Origin of the sequence: Pseudomonas sp. SBT1-2 (genome assembly GCF_028640875.1) — a bacterium.
Classification (GTDB): domain Bacteria; phylum Pseudomonadota; class Gammaproteobacteria; order Pseudomonadales; family Pseudomonadaceae; genus Aquipseudomonas; species Aquipseudomonas chlororaphis_I.
Genome location: NZ_JAQZAA010000070.1, coordinates 101,504 through 116,709 on the forward strand (window position 1 = coordinate 101,504; position 15,206 = coordinate 116,709).

General features: G+C 65.3%; 14 protein-coding genes. 12 read left to right on the forward strand and 2 right to left on the reverse strand.

The features are described 5' to 3' along the window. The first annotated feature begins 28 nt into the window (after nucleotides 1–28). Nucleotides 29–562, forward strand: a complete 534-nt coding sequence (locus PVZ78_RS11920) for a GNAT family N-acetyltransferase (RefSeq protein WP_028683929.1) — start codon at nucleotides 29–31, stop codon at nucleotides 560–562. 376 nt (nucleotides 563–938) lie between these two features. Here PVZ78_RS11920 and PVZ78_RS11925 read toward each other — a convergent pair whose 3' ends face one another. Beyond that, nucleotides 939–1,904 (reverse strand): LysR family transcriptional regulator, encoded by a 966-nt coding sequence (locus tag PVZ78_RS11925; RefSeq protein ID WP_016702918.1) that lies wholly within the window; start codon nucleotides 1,902–1,904, stop codon nucleotides 939–941. Nucleotides 1,905–2,208: 304 nt separating this feature from the next. On the opposite strand from PVZ78_RS11925, the gene argH reads away from it, so the two are divergent. The 9 genes from argH to PVZ78_RS11970 all read left to right on the forward strand — a co-directional run bounded on the left by argH (nucleotide 2,209) and on the right by PVZ78_RS11970 (nucleotide 11,573). Then, on the forward strand, nucleotides 2,209–3,636 hold the full coding sequence (gene argH / locus PVZ78_RS11930; RefSeq protein WP_110177187.1) for an argininosuccinate lyase: 1,428 nt from the start codon (nucleotides 2,209–2,211) through the stop codon (nucleotides 3,634–3,636). A gap of 113 nt (nucleotides 3,637–3,749) precedes the next feature. After that, nucleotides 3,750–4,628, forward strand: a complete 879-nt coding sequence (locus PVZ78_RS11935; protein WP_009048966.1) for an amino acid ABC transporter permease — start codon at nucleotides 3,750–3,752, stop codon at nucleotides 4,626–4,628. Between the two features lie 21 nt (nucleotides 4,629–4,649). Next, the gene (locus PVZ78_RS11940) at nucleotides 4,650–5,414 is read left to right on the forward strand and encodes an amino acid ABC transporter ATP-binding protein (protein WP_009043823.1); all 765 of its coding nucleotides are present in this window, start codon (nucleotides 4,650–4,652) and stop codon (nucleotides 5,412–5,414) included. Between the two features lie 53 nt (nucleotides 5,415–5,467). Then, complete coding sequence (locus PVZ78_RS11945) at nucleotides 5,468–6,292, forward strand: ABC transporter substrate-binding protein (protein WP_016702916.1); 825 nt, start codon at nucleotides 5,468–5,470, stop codon at nucleotides 6,290–6,292. A gap of 111 nt (nucleotides 6,293–6,403) precedes the next feature. Next, entirely contained in the window at nucleotides 6,404–7,252 is an 849-nt protein-coding gene (locus PVZ78_RS11950) for a polysaccharide deacetylase family protein (protein ID WP_009048964.1), read from the forward strand. Continuing rightward, nucleotides 7,245–8,132: a polysaccharide deacetylase family protein gene (locus PVZ78_RS11955; RefSeq protein WP_028683928.1), complete on the forward strand. Its 888-nt coding sequence runs from the start codon at nucleotides 7,245–7,247 to the stop codon at nucleotides 8,130–8,132. Before PVZ78_RS11950 ends, PVZ78_RS11955 begins: the two co-directional genes overlap by 8 nt. Beyond that, nucleotides 8,129–9,481: an MmgE/PrpD family protein gene (locus tag PVZ78_RS11960; RefSeq protein WP_009048962.1), complete on the forward strand. Its 1,353-nt coding sequence runs from the start codon at nucleotides 8,129–8,131 to the stop codon at nucleotides 9,479–9,481. Before PVZ78_RS11955 ends, PVZ78_RS11960 begins: the two co-directional genes overlap by 4 nt. Before the next feature lie 43 nt (nucleotides 9,482–9,524). After that, entirely contained in the window at nucleotides 9,525–10,709 is a 1,185-nt protein-coding gene (locus PVZ78_RS11965) for an MFS transporter (RefSeq protein WP_273828730.1), read from the forward strand. 156 nt (nucleotides 10,710–10,865) lie between these two features. After that, nucleotides 10,866–11,573, forward strand: coding sequence for an HPP family protein (locus PVZ78_RS11970; protein WP_016702913.1), 708 nt, complete (start codon nucleotides 10,866–10,868; stop codon nucleotides 11,571–11,573). A gap of 184 nt (nucleotides 11,574–11,757) precedes the next feature. Here PVZ78_RS11970 and PVZ78_RS11975 read toward each other — a convergent pair whose 3' ends face one another. Then, nucleotides 11,758–12,621 (reverse strand): LysR family transcriptional regulator, encoded by an 864-nt coding sequence (locus PVZ78_RS11975; RefSeq protein ID WP_009048959.1) that lies wholly within the window; start codon nucleotides 12,619–12,621, stop codon nucleotides 11,758–11,760. 260 nt (nucleotides 12,622–12,881) lie between these two features. Between PVZ78_RS11975 and PVZ78_RS11980 the strand changes: the two genes are divergently transcribed. Together PVZ78_RS11980 and PVZ78_RS11985 are read left to right on the forward strand one after the other, a co-directional pair. Continuing rightward, nucleotides 12,882–14,003: an enoyl-CoA hydratase/isomerase family protein gene (locus tag PVZ78_RS11980; RefSeq protein WP_028683923.1), complete on the forward strand. Its 1,122-nt coding sequence runs from the start codon at nucleotides 12,882–12,884 to the stop codon at nucleotides 14,001–14,003. A gap of 3 nt (nucleotides 14,004–14,006) precedes the next feature. Then, complete coding sequence (locus PVZ78_RS11985) at nucleotides 14,007–15,158, forward strand: acyl-CoA dehydrogenase family protein (RefSeq protein ID WP_016702910.1); 1,152 nt, start codon at nucleotides 14,007–14,009, stop codon at nucleotides 15,156–15,158. Nucleotides 15,159–15,206 lie beyond the last annotated feature (48 nt).

Genomic DNA, 15,206 nt, shown 5'->3' on the forward strand with positions numbered 1-15,206 from the left:
GCGCCCTGGCTCCTTACACTCGCGCCCCATGACCCTGCAAATCCGCCTGGCCACCGAGGCCGATGCCCTTCTGCTCCCCGCCATCGAACGCAGCGCCGCCGCGCTGTTTCGCCGCGCCCCCGAACTGGCCTGGCTGGCCGACGCCGAGGTGCCCGATGCTATGCATCACCTGGCTCATATCCGCCAGCAGCGGGTGTGGGTCGCCGTGCTCGATCGAGAGGTGTGCGCCTTCCTCGACGCCGAAGCCTGCGCCGATGCGCTGCATATCTGGGAAATCTCGGTCGCCAGTAGCGCCCAGGGACGCGGCATTGGCCGCCACCTGCTGGAGACGGTGCGCGAACAGGCGCGCCAGCAGGGTTTCGCCGCCCTGACCCTGAGCACCTTTCGCCAATTGCCGTGGAATGAACCCTTCTACCAGCGCTGTGGTTTCGTCACCCTGGACGCCGACCAACTGGGGCCGCGCCTGCAACAGGTGCTGGCCGAGGAAGTTCGCCACGGCCTGCCAGCGGCCCGGCGCTGCGCCATGCGCCTGACATTGCCTGCGAAACCAAGCCCATCGTAGGAGCGAAGCTTGCTCGCGGTGGCGGTCTGGCAGGCCATATCGATGTTGAATGTGCCGGCTTTATCGCGGGCACGCTTCGTTCCTATAGAGGGGTGTTCGGGGGTGTTTCCAGGCATCTAAGGCTGCCACTCCGCGTTATTTAAAGTGGCTTGCGGGCGGGACCGCCAATGGCATGTCTTGTACTCACCGGTTACTTCATGCGGATAACCGCGCGGGAATCTAAAAGACAGTAGTCCTGGGTTGAAAATGCCATTACGCAGGATATATCGGCCACCCGTTTCAGGCGCCTCGCCTGATCGACCGCTGTACTTTCCACAGCGACTTCAGCAACAGCCCCTTAATCCCCGACAAGCCCGCTCCGAGAACTTGGGTAGTGTCAGCCATTACTCTTGAGATCCACTCCCAGCGCCTGGGCGAAAGCCTTCACCAAAGGGCTGCGTACCGTGTTGTGCCGCAGGATCAGGCTGAAAGGCGTGCTGTAGTGGACCCGGTCTGGAAGCAGCGCGCGCATTTCGCCGCGCTCCACCAGCGCCGCGGCATAGTGCCGGGGCAGAAACCCGAGGAAACGCCCGGTCTTGATCAGTATGGCCACGGCCTCCACCTGGGAGGCCGCCGCCGAAAAGCTGTCGTACGCGGCGAAGTGGCTCTTCTCCTGATGGATCGCGTAGCGGTGGTTGATGAATTCATGCTGCTTGAGCGTCTCGGCGTCGATTGCGCTATCGGCCACGCTGAACAACGGATGCCCTTCGGCGCAATAAGCCGCGGACTCTTCGTCATATAACTTGAAGTAGTCGAACTCTTCACGCTTTTGATAAACCGGCACTATTCCGGCAACTAAGCGTCCTTCCACCACCCCCCGTTCAACTTCATCCAGCTGTGAAGCATACAGCCTGAACCTTACTTTCGGAGATTCAATATTGATGCGCCGCAAGGCAGCAACTAACGGAGAATTAACATCGGTAATCGTGTTATCAATCACCCCCACTCCAAGATCGCCGATTATTTCATTCTGCGCGCAACTAAGCCGATCACGAAAGTTGTCCACCGAGGCAAACAGATCAATCGAGGCCTGGTACACCAGGCTGCCTTCCTCGGTCAGGCAAAAGCCCTCCCGGCCCCGGGTGCACAGGCGCATGCCGATGCGGATCTCGAGGTCGGAGATCTGCTTGCTGATGGCCGCAAGGCCCACGTTCAGCTCGTTTTGCGCAGCGCTGAAGCCGCCCGCCTCGACCACCGCCTTGAACACCTTGAGCAGTTTGAAGTCCAGTCCGCTGAGTGCCAGCGGTGCTCTGTGGGCGGTTTTAATCGGTGGGTTTCCAGAATTGGAAAGTGGGGTTTCCATAATGCTTATTGACCTCGGGCGGCATATTCAACAGGCTTTGCTGCACAACAAAAACACAGCCGACAAATAATAATGAACACAGAAAACAAGGCTTGGCAACCATCAAAGTATTCCCTGGACCCGCTGCAACTCGCTGATTCAATGCAATTAAAAACTGACACTTCGATCAGTTCTCGCCACTTGCTACTGCCCTCTTGAAACCTGCCTGACCCGAAGACTTTCCGATGCCCTTTCGCGGGTTGTCGGAGTGTCCTTCCGGTCGGCTGTACCGAATTCAATTCGCGTTATCGACGAGGAAAAAACAATGAACCAGCCTACCGATCGCCTCTGGGGCGCCCGTTTCAAAAGCGGCCCGTCCGAGGCCCTGGCCGCCCTGTCGCGTTGCCCCGAGCGCTACTTCCGCCTGACCCCTTACGACCTCGCCGGCTCCAAGGCCCATGCCCGGGAACTGCAACGCGCCGGCCTGCTGGACGAGCAGGAAACCCGCACCATGCTCGAGGCCCTGGAACGCATTGGCGAAGACTTCCGCGCCGGCCGGGTGAGCCCGACCCTGGACGACGAAGACGTGCACACCTTCATCGAGCGCCTGCTCACCGAGCGTCTCGGCGCCCTCGGCGGCAAGCTGCGCGCCGGCCGCTCGCGCAACGACCAGACCGCCAACGACCTGCGCCTGTTCCTGCGCGACCATGTCCGCACCCTGGCGGTGCAGGTGCTGGACCTGCAACAGGCGCTGGTGGAACAGGCCGAACAGCATGTGGACAGCATCTGCCCGGGCTTCACCCACCTGCAGCAGGCCCAACCGATCGTCTTCGCCCATCACCTGCTGGCCCATGCCCAGTCGATGCTGCGCGACGTGCAGCGGCTGGTGGACTGGGATGCCCGCACCGCCCTGTCGCCATTGGGCGCGGCGGCCATGGCCGGCTCGGCCATCGCCCGCCAGCCGCAGCAGTCGGCGAGGGAAATGGGTTACGCCGGCGTCTGTGAGAACTCCATCGACGCGGTGGCCAGCCGTGACCACGTGGCCGAGTTCCTGTTCGTCGCCAGCATGCTCGGGATCAACATCTCGCGCCTGGCCGAAGAGTTCTGCCTGTGGTCGTCGCGGCAGTTCCGCTGGGTGGCCCTGGACGACGCCTACGCCACCGGCAGCTCGATCATGCCGCAGAAGAAAAACCCCGATATCGCCGAGCTGGCGCGGGGCAAGGCCGGCCGGCTGATCGGCAACCTCACCGGGCTGCTGTCGACCCTCAAGTCGTTGCCGCTGTCCTACAACCGCGACCTGAGCGAAGACAAGAACGGCGTGCTCGACAGCGTCGACACCCTGCTGCTGGTACTGCCGGCCATGGCCGGGATGGTCGCGACCATGACCGTCAACGTCGAGGAACTGCGGCGCCAGGCGCCACTGGGTTTCACCCTGGCCACCGAAGTCGCCGACTGGCTGGCGGTGCGCGGGGTGCCATTCAAGGAAGCCCACGAAATCACCGGCGCGCTGGTCCAGGCCTGCGAAAAACACGACCTCGAACTCTGGGAAGCGTCCCCGGCCCTGCTGGCCGAGATCGATGCGCGCCTGACCCCGCAGGTGCGCGACAGCCTGACCCTGGAAGCCGCCATCGCCGCCCGCAGCGGTTGGGGCGGCACCGCGCCGGAACAGGTACGCACGCAGATCGCCCGACTGAAAACCGCCCTGGCGGCGCAGCGGCAATGGGCCGCGCAGTACGACGGTTTCCGTCTCTGAAACCTTGAACGCAGTCCCGCGGGAGCGAGCCGGCGTCGATGCCGCCCGCTCGCTCCGCCGGGATGATGACCGACAGACCGCAGGCGCCATCCGCCTGCGTTGGGAGAAACACCATGAGCCAGACCCAGGCAGAGCGCCTCCTCGCCGAGCGCAAACAAGCCGAAAACCAGTTCGATATCACCCAGTACGAACATGTGCCGCGGCGCTACTACGGACGGATCTTCTTCGCCACGGTGATCGTCATCGCCCTCGTCGGCCTGGTCCGGGCCTTCGCCGAAGGCAAGATCGAATGGTCGTACATCGGCCAGTTCCTCACGTCCCGGGCGATCCTGTTCGGCCTGCTCAACACCCTGGTCATGGCGATCCTGGCCATGGCCCTGGGCATCGTGTTCGGGGTCATCACCGCGATCATGCGCATGTCGGCCAACCCGATCCTGCGCTACGTGGCCGTGACCTACACCTGGCTGTTCCGCGGTACGCCGCTGATCCTGCAGCTGCTGCTGTGGTTCAACCTGGCGCTGATCTTCCCCACCATCGGCATTCCCGGGGTGTTCGAGCTGGACACCGTGAGCCTGATGACGCCGTTCGTGGCCGCCCTGCTCGGCCTGAGCATCAACCAGGGCGCCTACACCGCCGAAGTGGTGCGCGCCGGCCTGCTGTCGGTGGACACCGGCCAGTACGAGGCCGCCAAGTCGATCGGCATGCCGCGCCTGCAGGCCTTGCGCCGGATCATCCTGCCCCAGGCCATGCGCATCATCATCCCGCCGGTGGGCAACGAGTTCATCGGCATGGTCAAGATGACCTCCCTGGCCAGCGTGATCCAGTACTCGGAACTGCTCTACAACGCCCAGAACATCTATTACGCCAACGCCCGGGTGATGGAGCTGCTGATCGTCGCCGGCATCTGGTACCTGGCCGCCGTCACTGTCCTGTCCTTTGGTCAAAGCCGCCTGGAACGCCGTTTCGCCCGTGGCGCCGGCAAGCGCTCGTAAGCAGCCCTGGAGAATCCGATCATGAGAAACATCGTCAAGGCTGTGGGCCTGAACAAGTACTACGACAACTACCACGCCCTCAAGGACGTCAACATCGAGGTCGAGCAAGGCGAAGTGCTGTGCATCATCGGCCCGTCCGGCTCGGGCAAGAGCACCCTGCTGCGCTGCGTCAACCAGCTGGAGAAGATCGACAAGGGCGGCCTGTGGGTCGACGGCGAGCTGGTGGGCTACCGCATCGTCGGCAACAAGCTGCACGAGCTCAACGAATCGCAGATCGCCCGCCAGCGCCTGGCCACCGGCATGGTGTTCCAGCGCTTCAACCTGTTCCCGCACATGACCGTGCTGCAAAACATCGTCGAAGGCCCGTGCCAGGTGCTCAAGCGCTCGCCCAAGGAATCCCACGAGGAAGCCCTGGAGCTGCTGGCCCGGGTAGGCCTGGCCGACAAGCGCAACAGCTACCCGATCGAGCTGTCCGGCGGCCAGCAGCAGCGGGTGGCGATCGCCCGCGCCCTGGCCATGCGGCCCAAGCTGATGCTGTTCGATGAACCCACTTCGGCACTCGACCCGGAACTGGTCGGTGAGGTGCTGTCGGTGATGCGCGACCTGGCGCAGACCGGCATGACCATGATCGTCGTCACCCATGAACTGGGCTTCGCCCGGGAGGTTTCCAACCGCATGGTGTTCATGGACGGCGGCCAGATCGTGGAGGCTGGAAGCCCCGAAGAAATACTAATAAGCCCACAAAACCCGCGCACCCAAAGCTTCATTTCTGCCGTTCGAACCTAGGCCCGAGCTCGCAAACCCGGAGCGGACCTCACAACACTCATAAGAGAACGACCATGAAGAACTTCGTCATTCCAGCAGTACTCGCAAGCCTGATGGCCAGCAGCTTGACCTTCGCCGCCGAGCTGCCCGCCAGCCTCAAGGCCAAGGGCGAGATCGTCGTAGCGATCATGCCCAACTACCCGCCGATGGACTTCAAGGACCCGGCCACCAACCAGCTCACCGGCCTCGACTACGACCTGGGCAACGCCCTGGCCGAGCGCCTGGGGGTGAAGATCGCCTGGCAGGAAACCGGCTTCGAGCAAATGATCAACGCCCTGACCACCGACCGCGTGGACGCGGTGCTGTCGGGCATGACCGACACCGCCGAGCGGCAGAAGAGCGTGACCTTCGTCGACTACTTCACCAGCGGGCCGCAGTTCTACACCCTGCAGAAAAACACCGCGATCAACGAACCCACCGACCTGTGCGGGAAGAAAGTCGGCACCAGCCGTCGCACCACCTTCCCGACGGAAATCGCCACCTGGAGCAAGGCCAACTGCGAAGCCCACGGCAAGCCGGCGGTGGTGGTGATCGGCGCCGAAGGTTCGGCCGACGCCCGCGCCCAACTGCGCCAGAGCCGCATCGACGCGGCCATGCAAGGCAGCGAGACCCTGCCGTACCTCAAGACCCAGGAAAAGGACACCTACAAGACCCTGGGCCTGCCGATCTCCGAGCAGTTCACCGGCCTGGGCGTGAGCAACAAGAAGCCCGAGCTGGCCGAAGCCCTGAAGACCGCGCTGCAAAGCATGGTCGACGACGGCAGCTACCAGGCCATCCTGAAGAAATGGGACCTGGAGCTGGGCGCGATCAAGACCGTGACCCTCAACGCCGGTAAATAACCACCCGAGCAATCCCCCCGCGGGCGCGAGCCCATTCGTGTCCGCGGGAGGTGGCCGTTGCTCAGCGGATGACGGGCAAACCTGCCCGCCCCAATGACTGGAGCGCTATCGATGTCCTCCTCACCCCAACCCACCTGGCCGGACGGGCACCAGGCGTGCCTGGCCCTGGCCTTCGACCTCGACGGGCCGACCGGCGACGCCATGCTCGACGGCTCGATCTGGCGCAAGCCGGAATACTTCGGCTTCGGCGGCTACGGCCCCTATCGGGCCCTGCCGCGCTTGCTCGACCTGCTCGATGCCTTCCGGATCCCGACCACCTTCTTCGTCCCGGCCTGGGTGGTGGAGAACTGGCCCAGGCAATGCCAGGCAATCGTCGAGCGCGGGCACGAGGTGGCCTACCACGGCTACCGGCATGAGTCCTTCTATGCGCTGCCGCTGGAGCAGCAGAAGGCGGTCATGGCCAAATCCCGCGAGGTGTTCTGGAAGCACCTGAATATCCGCGCCGAAGGTTTCCGTACCCCGTCCGGCGACTGGCGGGCCGAAACCCCGGCCATGCTGGTGGAAGCCGGCGTCACTTACTCCAGCAGCATGCGCGGCGACGACCGCCCGTACCTGGTCCGGGTCCCGGGCCATGCCACGCCGCTGGTGGAGATCCCCGGACGCTGGGAGATGGACGACTACGCCTCCATCGCCTACACCCGCGCCCCCGATTTCCCTGCGGGCCTGGACCGCACCGCCAGCTACGAGCTGACCCTGGACAACTGGCGCCGCGAGTACGACGGCGCCATGGACGAAGGGCTGTGCCTGACCACCCTGTTCCACCCCAAGATCACCGGCAAGCCCGGGCGCATCCTGCTGCTGGAGCGCCTGTTCGAACATATGCGCCAGCGCCAGGACGTGTGGTTCGCCACCTGCCGCGACGTCGCCCGCTGGTGGCTCAAGGAGCATCACCATGGCTGAACCCCAGGCCTGGCCCCAGGGCTACCGCTGCGCCGTGGCGGTGACCGTCGACTACAACGACATCCACGGCATCCTCACCCAGGCCCCGGAAGTGGCCGGGCGCGACAAGACCCTGTCGGTCTGGCGCTATGGCAGCCAGCGCGGCGTCGAACGCCTGCTGGCGCTGCTCGACGAATTGCGGGTGCCGGCCACCTGGTTCGTTCCGGGGATCGTGGCCGAGGAAAACCCCGGGCATGTACGGGCGATCCAGGCCGCCGGGCATGAAATCGCCTGCGCCGGTTATCACCACGCCAACTACGACCGCTTGAGCCTGGCCGAACAGCAGCTGGAACTGCAACGCGGTTGCCAGGCCCTGGCCGACCTCACCGGCCAGCGCCCCAGGGGCTTTCGCATTCCGGCCGGCAACTGGGCCCCGGGGTTCGTCGAGGCGCTGCATGGGCAAGGCATTCGCTGGTCGTCGTCCTGGCGCGGCGATGACCTGCCCTTCCCCCACCCGACCCGGCCGCAAGTGATAGAGCTGCCCCTGCACTACGAGCTGGAAGACGAACCCTACTTCGCCTTCAACCTCAGCCCGGCGGTACCGCCGGGGCAATCGCGAATCGCCTCCTACAGCCACACCCTGGGCAACCTGCAGCTGGACTTCGCCGGCTTCCACCGCTTCGGCCTGCTCTACGTGCTGCGTCTGCACCCGGAGATCATCGCCACCCCAGGGCGCATCGGCCTGCTGCGCGAGCTGTTGCAGGGCATCCAGCGGCACGAGGATGCGTGGATCGCCCGCGCCGGCGAAATCGCCCAGTGGTGGGCGGAACGCGCGCAACCGCTGGCGGAGGATCACCCCGCGGCGATTTATGAACGTCACTATCGGGCCTACCTGCCATGACCGATCGTTTGCAACGCCTGGCGCAATTCTGCGTCGACAGCCGTTTCGAAGACCTGCCCCCGGCCCTGGTGGCCCAGGCCACCCGGCATATCCTCGACACCTTCGGTGCCGCGCTGGCCGGGGCGCACAGCGAAGTCGCCGCGGCGGCGCGACAGGCCCTCGGCGACGAAGCTGGCCCCAGTCGGGTATGGGGCACCGACCTGAGCACCAGCGCCACCCAGGCGGCCTTGCTCAACGGCATCGCCGCCCATGCCCTGGAGCTGGACGACACCGGCGGCTGCGACCATTCCGGGGCGGTGGTGCTGCCGGCGGTGATGGCCGCCGTCGGCCTGCGGGGCACCACACTCAGCGGCCGCGAACTGCTCACCGCGGTGGTCATGGGTTACGAAGTCGGGCGCCGGGTGCTGGAAGCCTGCGGCGGTTATTCCGCCCACAACGGTGCCGGCTGGCATTCCACTGCCACCTGCGGGGTGTTCGGCGCGGCCGTCGCCTGCGGCCGGGTGCTCGGCCTCGATGCCCGGCAGATGGGCTCGGCCCTGGGCCTGGCCGGCAGCTTCAGCGGCGGGCTCTGGGCCTTTATTCACGACGGTTCGCACAGCAAGAAACTGCACAGCGGCCGGGCGGCCGAAGGCGGTCTGCTGGCCGCGCGGCTGGCCCGGCAAGGCGTGACCGGGCCGGGCCAGCTGTTCGAGGAGGTCTGGGGCGGCTTCCTCAAGACCCTGGCCGGCAGCGATGCGATCCCCCAGGCCCTGGACGAAAACCTGGGCCAGGTGTGGAAGCTCGCACGCTGCTCGATCAAGCCTTATGCCTCCTGCCGGGGCACCCACTCGGCCATCGATGCCCTGGGCCTGTTGCTCGAACAACTGCAGGTGACGGCAGATCAGGTGGAAGACATTCAGGTGTCCCTCTGCGCCTTCCTCGACGGCATGTGCGGCAGCCGCGCCATCGACTCCCTGGCCGCCGCGCAGATGAGCCTGCCCTACGCCCTCGCGGCGCGCCTGGTGCATGGCCATGCCGGGCTGGATGCCTATGATCGCCCGTGCCGCGAAACACCGCGGATCGCCAGCGCCATGGCACGGATCCGCCTTGAAGTGGATCCACAACTGTCAGAGGATGGTGAGCCCGTGGTCACCCTGCGTACCCGTGACGGGCGCCAGGCCAGCCTGTGCGTCGAGGTGCCGTTGGGCGCGCCGGGCAACCCGCTCGGCGATCTGGCGCTGCAAGAAAAGTTTCTCAGCCTGGCGACCCGGGTGCTGCCCGCCGAACGGGCCGGCGAATTGCTGCAACAGTTGTGGCGGCTGGCGGATATGGAATCCGTCGCCGTGCTGGACCGCTGGCTCCAACCATAGGCCTCCCATAGCCCACTCAGACAACAAGGACTCGTGCACCACCGTGGCCACTTATTCGCTGGTTATCCGCCGCCTGATGATCTGCTCGCTGACCATTGTCGTCAGTCGCGCCATCACCAGCCCCTTGCTCACCCTGTTCCTCAGCGAAAAACTCAGCCTCGACCAGCAGGACGTCGGCCTGCTGCTGGGGATCGCAGTGTTCATCGCCACCTTGCTTGCGCTCTATGGCGGCTACATCCTCGATCGCCTGGACAAGCGCCGGCTGCTGATCCTGACCATGCTCTCCAGCGGCATCGGTTTTGTGCTGCTGACCTTCGCCCACAACCTCTACCTGACCACCGCGATCCTGGTGATCACCGAAACCGCCTCGGCGCTGTTCCTGATCGGTTCCAAGGCGATCATCAGCGAAAACCTGCCGGTGAGTCAGCGGGCCAAGGTGTTCTCCCTGCGCTACACCCTGACCAATATCGGCTACGCCACCGGCCCCATGCTCGGCGTGGTGATCGCCGGGCAACTGCCGCTGGCGCCGTTCCTGATCGCTGGCGCCATCGCCTTTCTCAGCACCCTGCTGATGCGCGGCATTCCACCGACGCCGGGCCTGCCCTCGCTGAGCAAGCCGCAGAGTTTCCTCAATACCCTGGTGACCCTGAAAAACGACCGCACGCTGATCATGTTCACCTGCGGCTGCCTGCTCAGCACCATCGTCCACGGGCGTTTCACCCTGTACCTGTCGCAGTACCTGCTGGTCACCGAAGACGCGAAAAGCGCCCTCGACACCATGGCCGCCCTGCTGGCCTGCAACGCCATCAGCGTGATCCTGCTGCAGTACCAGATCGGCCGCTTCCTCAAGCGCGAACAATTGCGCCACTGGATCGCCGTCGGCACCAGCCTGTTCATCCTCGGCCTGATCGGCTTCAGCCTGGCCGACAGCCTGCTGGGCTGGTGCCTGGCGATGTTCGTCTTCACCCTCGGCGAGATGATCATCTACCCGGCGGAATTCCTGTTCATCGACACCCTGGCCCCCGAGGCATTGCGCGGCAGCTATTACGGCGCGCAGAACCTCGCGGCGCTGGGCGGCGCCTTGAGCCCGGTGATCTGCGGCTACCTGCTGGTGCACACCCCGGCACCGACCATGTTCTATGCCCTGAGCGCCTTGGCCGCCCTCGGCGGGCTGCTGTGTTTCATCAGCGGACGGCGGGTGGCGCAGGCCGCGACAGTGCAAAAATAGTGCACTTAAACAGCATTATTATGAATTTGTAGGCGCTTCGATTGATCGGCACACTGTGCCGGTTCCTCCCCCAACTGTTGGAACGCTTCAGGGCTTTCTGGTAATCCAGACAAGCCCTTCTTTTTGCCCGCTGAACCGGAATTGGATCGCTTCGTCATGCTTGCTCGCTGGAAACCCGCCGCCATCAATACCCGCCCCTCGGAATGGAGCCGCGCCGCGCTCGGCATGGCCTTGGGCACGCTGTTCAGTGTCTGGCTATGCAGCCGGGTGTTCGGCATGGAGGTGGCGCTGCACCTGATCGGCCCGCTGGGGGCTTCGGCGGTGCTGCTGTTCGCGGTGTCGTCCGGGGCGCTGGCGCAACCCTGGTCGATCCTCGGCGGCTACCTGTGCGCCGCGGTCCTGGCGTTGCTGGTATCCCATGTGCTCGGGCGTACCCTGGGCAGCGCCTGCCTGGCCGCCGGCATGTCCCTGGTGCTGATGTGCTGGCTGCGTTGCCTGCACCCGCCGGCCGGCGCGGTGGCCCTGACGATGGTGCTGGCCGACCCGGCGACCATCGCCCTCGACTGGCTGGCCCTCGGCCCGGTAATGCTGGCGGCCCTGTGCCTGTTGCTCAGCGCCCTGGCCTACAACAACCTGACCCGCATCCGCTACCCCAAGGGCCAGAGTGAATCCGCCACCAGGCTGCCCGCCGAGCAGCCATCCACCGATGCCCTGGCCATCACCGCCGCCGACCTCAAGCTGGCGCTGGATGAGATGCAGGAGTTCTTCGACGTCACCCCGCAAGACCTGGAACAGCTGATCCATGCCAGCGAAGCCCATGCGCGCCGGCGCAGTATTGGCGAGGTGTTGGCGTCGCGGGTGTGATCGGGGTTATCCGGACAGATCGCGGACTCAGGTTTTACGGCAACTGCGTTGCCGATCGCAGCCTCGCAGGCTCGGCAGCGGCTACACAAACACCGCGGTCCCTGTAGCCGCTGCCGAAGGCTGCGATCGGCCCGGTCCGCGTTCGGGCGAAGCAGTCGTAAAACCAGACGCCGCGTTTTTTAAGTCAGATCATCGGATCCCAACGCTGCGACCAGTCGGTGTCGCTGGCGATGACTTCGCGCAGCACTTCGAAGGCCCGCTGCAACTCCACCGAATCCCGTTCGCGGGCGTACAGCAGGTAGGTCGGGAAGTTGAACTCCGGGGCCTTTTCCACCCGTTCCAGCACGCCGCTGTCCAGGTAGCTCTGCACCACCCGGGTACGGAAGTAGCCACTGCCGCCGCCTTCGAGGATGAACTGCAAGGCCAGCGGCCCGAGGTTGAAACCCACCGCGGCCTTGGCCTGGTCCGGCAGCGCCGCGTCGTGCTGGCGGCGGAAATCCTCGCCCCAGTCGATGTACACATAAGGCTCGGGTTTGCCGGCCAGGCGCACCAGGATCAGCTTTTCCTCGAGCAACTGCTCGACCTGCAACCCCGGCCCGTACACCGGTTGGAACACCAGCGCGGCATCCAGCACACCCAGCTCCAGCTGGCGTTGCAGGCTCGCGCCCTCGGCGATCTGGCTGCGCACGGCGTGGCTGGGAATCGCCTGGCGCAGGCGGCGCACCCAGTTGAGCATCAACGGATTGCACAGGCTGACTTCACCGCCGATGTGCAGCACGTTGCGATAACCGGCCAGCAACGGCAGGTCGCGCTGGGCGGCCTCCCAGGTCTGCACCAGCTGGTTGGCATAGACGATGAACGCCTCGCCGTCGGCGGTCAGCCGGGCCCCGGCGCGGTTGCGCACGAACAGCTTGCAGTTGAGCTGGCCTTCGAGGTTCTGCACCCGGGCGCTGATCGCGGTCTGGGTCAGGTGCAAGCGCTCGGCCGCGGCGATCAGGCTACCGCTGCGGACGATTTGCAAAAAGGTGCGGGCCAGGTCGATGTCCATGTTGCCTCTGGGTCACGAAAGTCGAGCGCCATTGTAGCGGCGCTGGTCGTCCGGTGCGCCTGGACAGCGGATAAATACGGGCTCGCCATACTGGCCCGGACGGCACGACAAACAGCGTCGAGGGCATCTGCGCCTCATGCAAAAATGCACAGCCAACCTGCAGTTATTCGGGTTGTACATGGCAAATTTGCACTGTTACGATCCCTCATTGTTCGCGCGCGAACACACCTATAAAGAACAATAAAAGCAGGGAGTTAGTGATGACTGCTCAGGTTCCATCCCAGGCCACGCGAGACGCCGGCGCCACGTCGGTCGAGGCCTCGCAACAGGACGTGCTGGCCGAAGTCCGCAACCATATTGGTCACCTGACCCTCAACCGCCCCGCCGGCCTCAATGCCATCACCCTCGGCATGGTGCGCACCCTGCAGCGCCAGCTCGATGCCTGGGCCCAGGACCCGCAGGTGCACGCGGTGGTCCTGCGCGGCGCCGGCGAAAAAGCCTTCTGCGCCGGCGGCGATATCCGCACCCTCTACGACAGCTACAAGAACGGCCAGACCCTGCACGAGGCGTTCTTCGTCGAGGAATACGCGCTGGACCTGGCGATCCACCATTACCGCAAGCCGGTGCTGGCGCTGATGGACGGTTTTGTCCTCGGCGGCGGCATGGGCCTGGTCCAGGGCGCCGACCTGCGCCTGGTCACCGAGCGCAGCCGCCTGGCGATGCCGGAAGTGGCCATCGGTTATTTCCCGGATGTCGGCGGCAGCTACTTCCTGTCGCGCATCCCCGGCGAGCTGGGCACCTACCTGGGCGTCAGCGGCGTGCAGATCCGCGCCGCCGATGCCCTGTACTGCGGGCTGGCGGACTGGTACCTGGAGAGCGACCAGCTGAGCCTGCTGGACCAGCGCCTCGACAACCTGCAATGGCGCGACACCCCGCTCAAGGACCTGCAGGGCCTGCTGGCCAAGCTCGCCGTGCGGCAGTTGCCGGACGCGCCGCTGGCGGCGCTGCGCCCGGCCATCGATCATTTCTTCGCCCAGGCCGACGTGCCGAGCATCGTGCAACAGTTGCGCGAAGTGACCGTTGGCGATACCCACGAATGGGCCAGCAGCACCGCCGACCTGCTGGCGACCCGCTCGCCCCTGGCCATGGCGGTGACCCTGGAAATGCTCCGGCGCGGTCGCCAGCTGAGCCTGGAACAGTGTTTCGCCCTGGAGCTGCACCTGGACCGCCAGTGGTTCGAGCGCGGCGACCTGATCGAGGGCGTGCGCGCCCTGCTGATCGACAAAGACAAGAACCCACGCTGGAACCCGCCCACCCTGCAGGCGCTGGACGCCGCGCACGTGGCGAGTTTCTTCAGCGCTTTCGACCCGAGCCGGAGCTGAGCCATGCACGACATTGAATTGAGCGAAGAGCAGGTGATGATCCGCGACATGGCCCGGGACTTCGCCCGCGGTGAAATCGCCCCCCACGCCCAGGCCTGGGAAAAGGCCGGCTGGATCGACGACGCCCTGGTGGCGAAGATGGGCGAGCTGGGCCTGCTGGGCATGGTGGTCCCCGAGGAATGGGGCGGCACCTATGTCGACTACGTGGCCTACGCCCTGGCGGTGGAAGAAATCTCCGCCGGCGACGGCGCCACCGGCGCGCTGATGAGCATCCACAACTCGGTGGGCTGCGGGCCGATCCTCAACTACGGCAGCGAGGAACAGAAACAGACCTGGCTGGCGGACCTGGCCAGCGGCCAGGCGATCGGCTGCTTCTGCCTGACCGAACCCCAGGCCGGTTCCGAAGCCCACAACCTGCGCACCCGCGCCGAACTCAAGGACGGCCAGTGGGTGATCAACGGCGCCAAGCAGTTCGTCAGCAACGGCCGGCGCGCCAAGCTGGCCATCGTCTTCGCGGTGACCGATCCGGACTTGGGCAAGAAAGGCCTGTCGGCGTTCCTGGTGCCCACCGACACCCCGGGTTTTGTCGTCGACCGCAGCGAACACAAGATGGGCATCCGCGCCTCGGACACCTGCGCGGTGACCTTCAACCAATGCACCGTCCCCGAGGCCAACCTGCTGGGCGAGCGCGGCAAGGGCCTGGCCATCGCCCTGTCCAATCTCGAAGGCGGGCGCATCGGCATCGCCGCCCAGGCCCTGGGCATCGCCCGTGCGGCGTTCGAGGCGGCGCTGGCCTACGCCCGCGAGCGGGTGCAGTTCGACAAGCCGATCATCGAGCACCAGAGCATCGCCAACCTGCTGGCCGACATGCACACCCGCCTGAACGCCGCGCGCCTGCTGATCCTGCATGCCGCGCGCCTGCGCAGCGCCGGCCAGCCGTGCCTGTCGGAAGCCTCCCAGGCCAAGCTGTTCGCCTCGGAAATGGCCGAGAAGGTCTGCTCCTCGGCGATCCAGATCCACGGTGGCTACGGCTACCTCGAGGACTACCCGGTGGAGCGTTACTACCGGGACGCGCGGATCACCCAGATCTACGAAGGCTCCAGCGAGATCCAGCGCATGTTGATTGCTCGCGAGCTGAAGCACTATCTGTTGTGACCGCCTAAAAGCATCGCGGGCAAGCCTCGCTCCTACAGACAGTGAAAC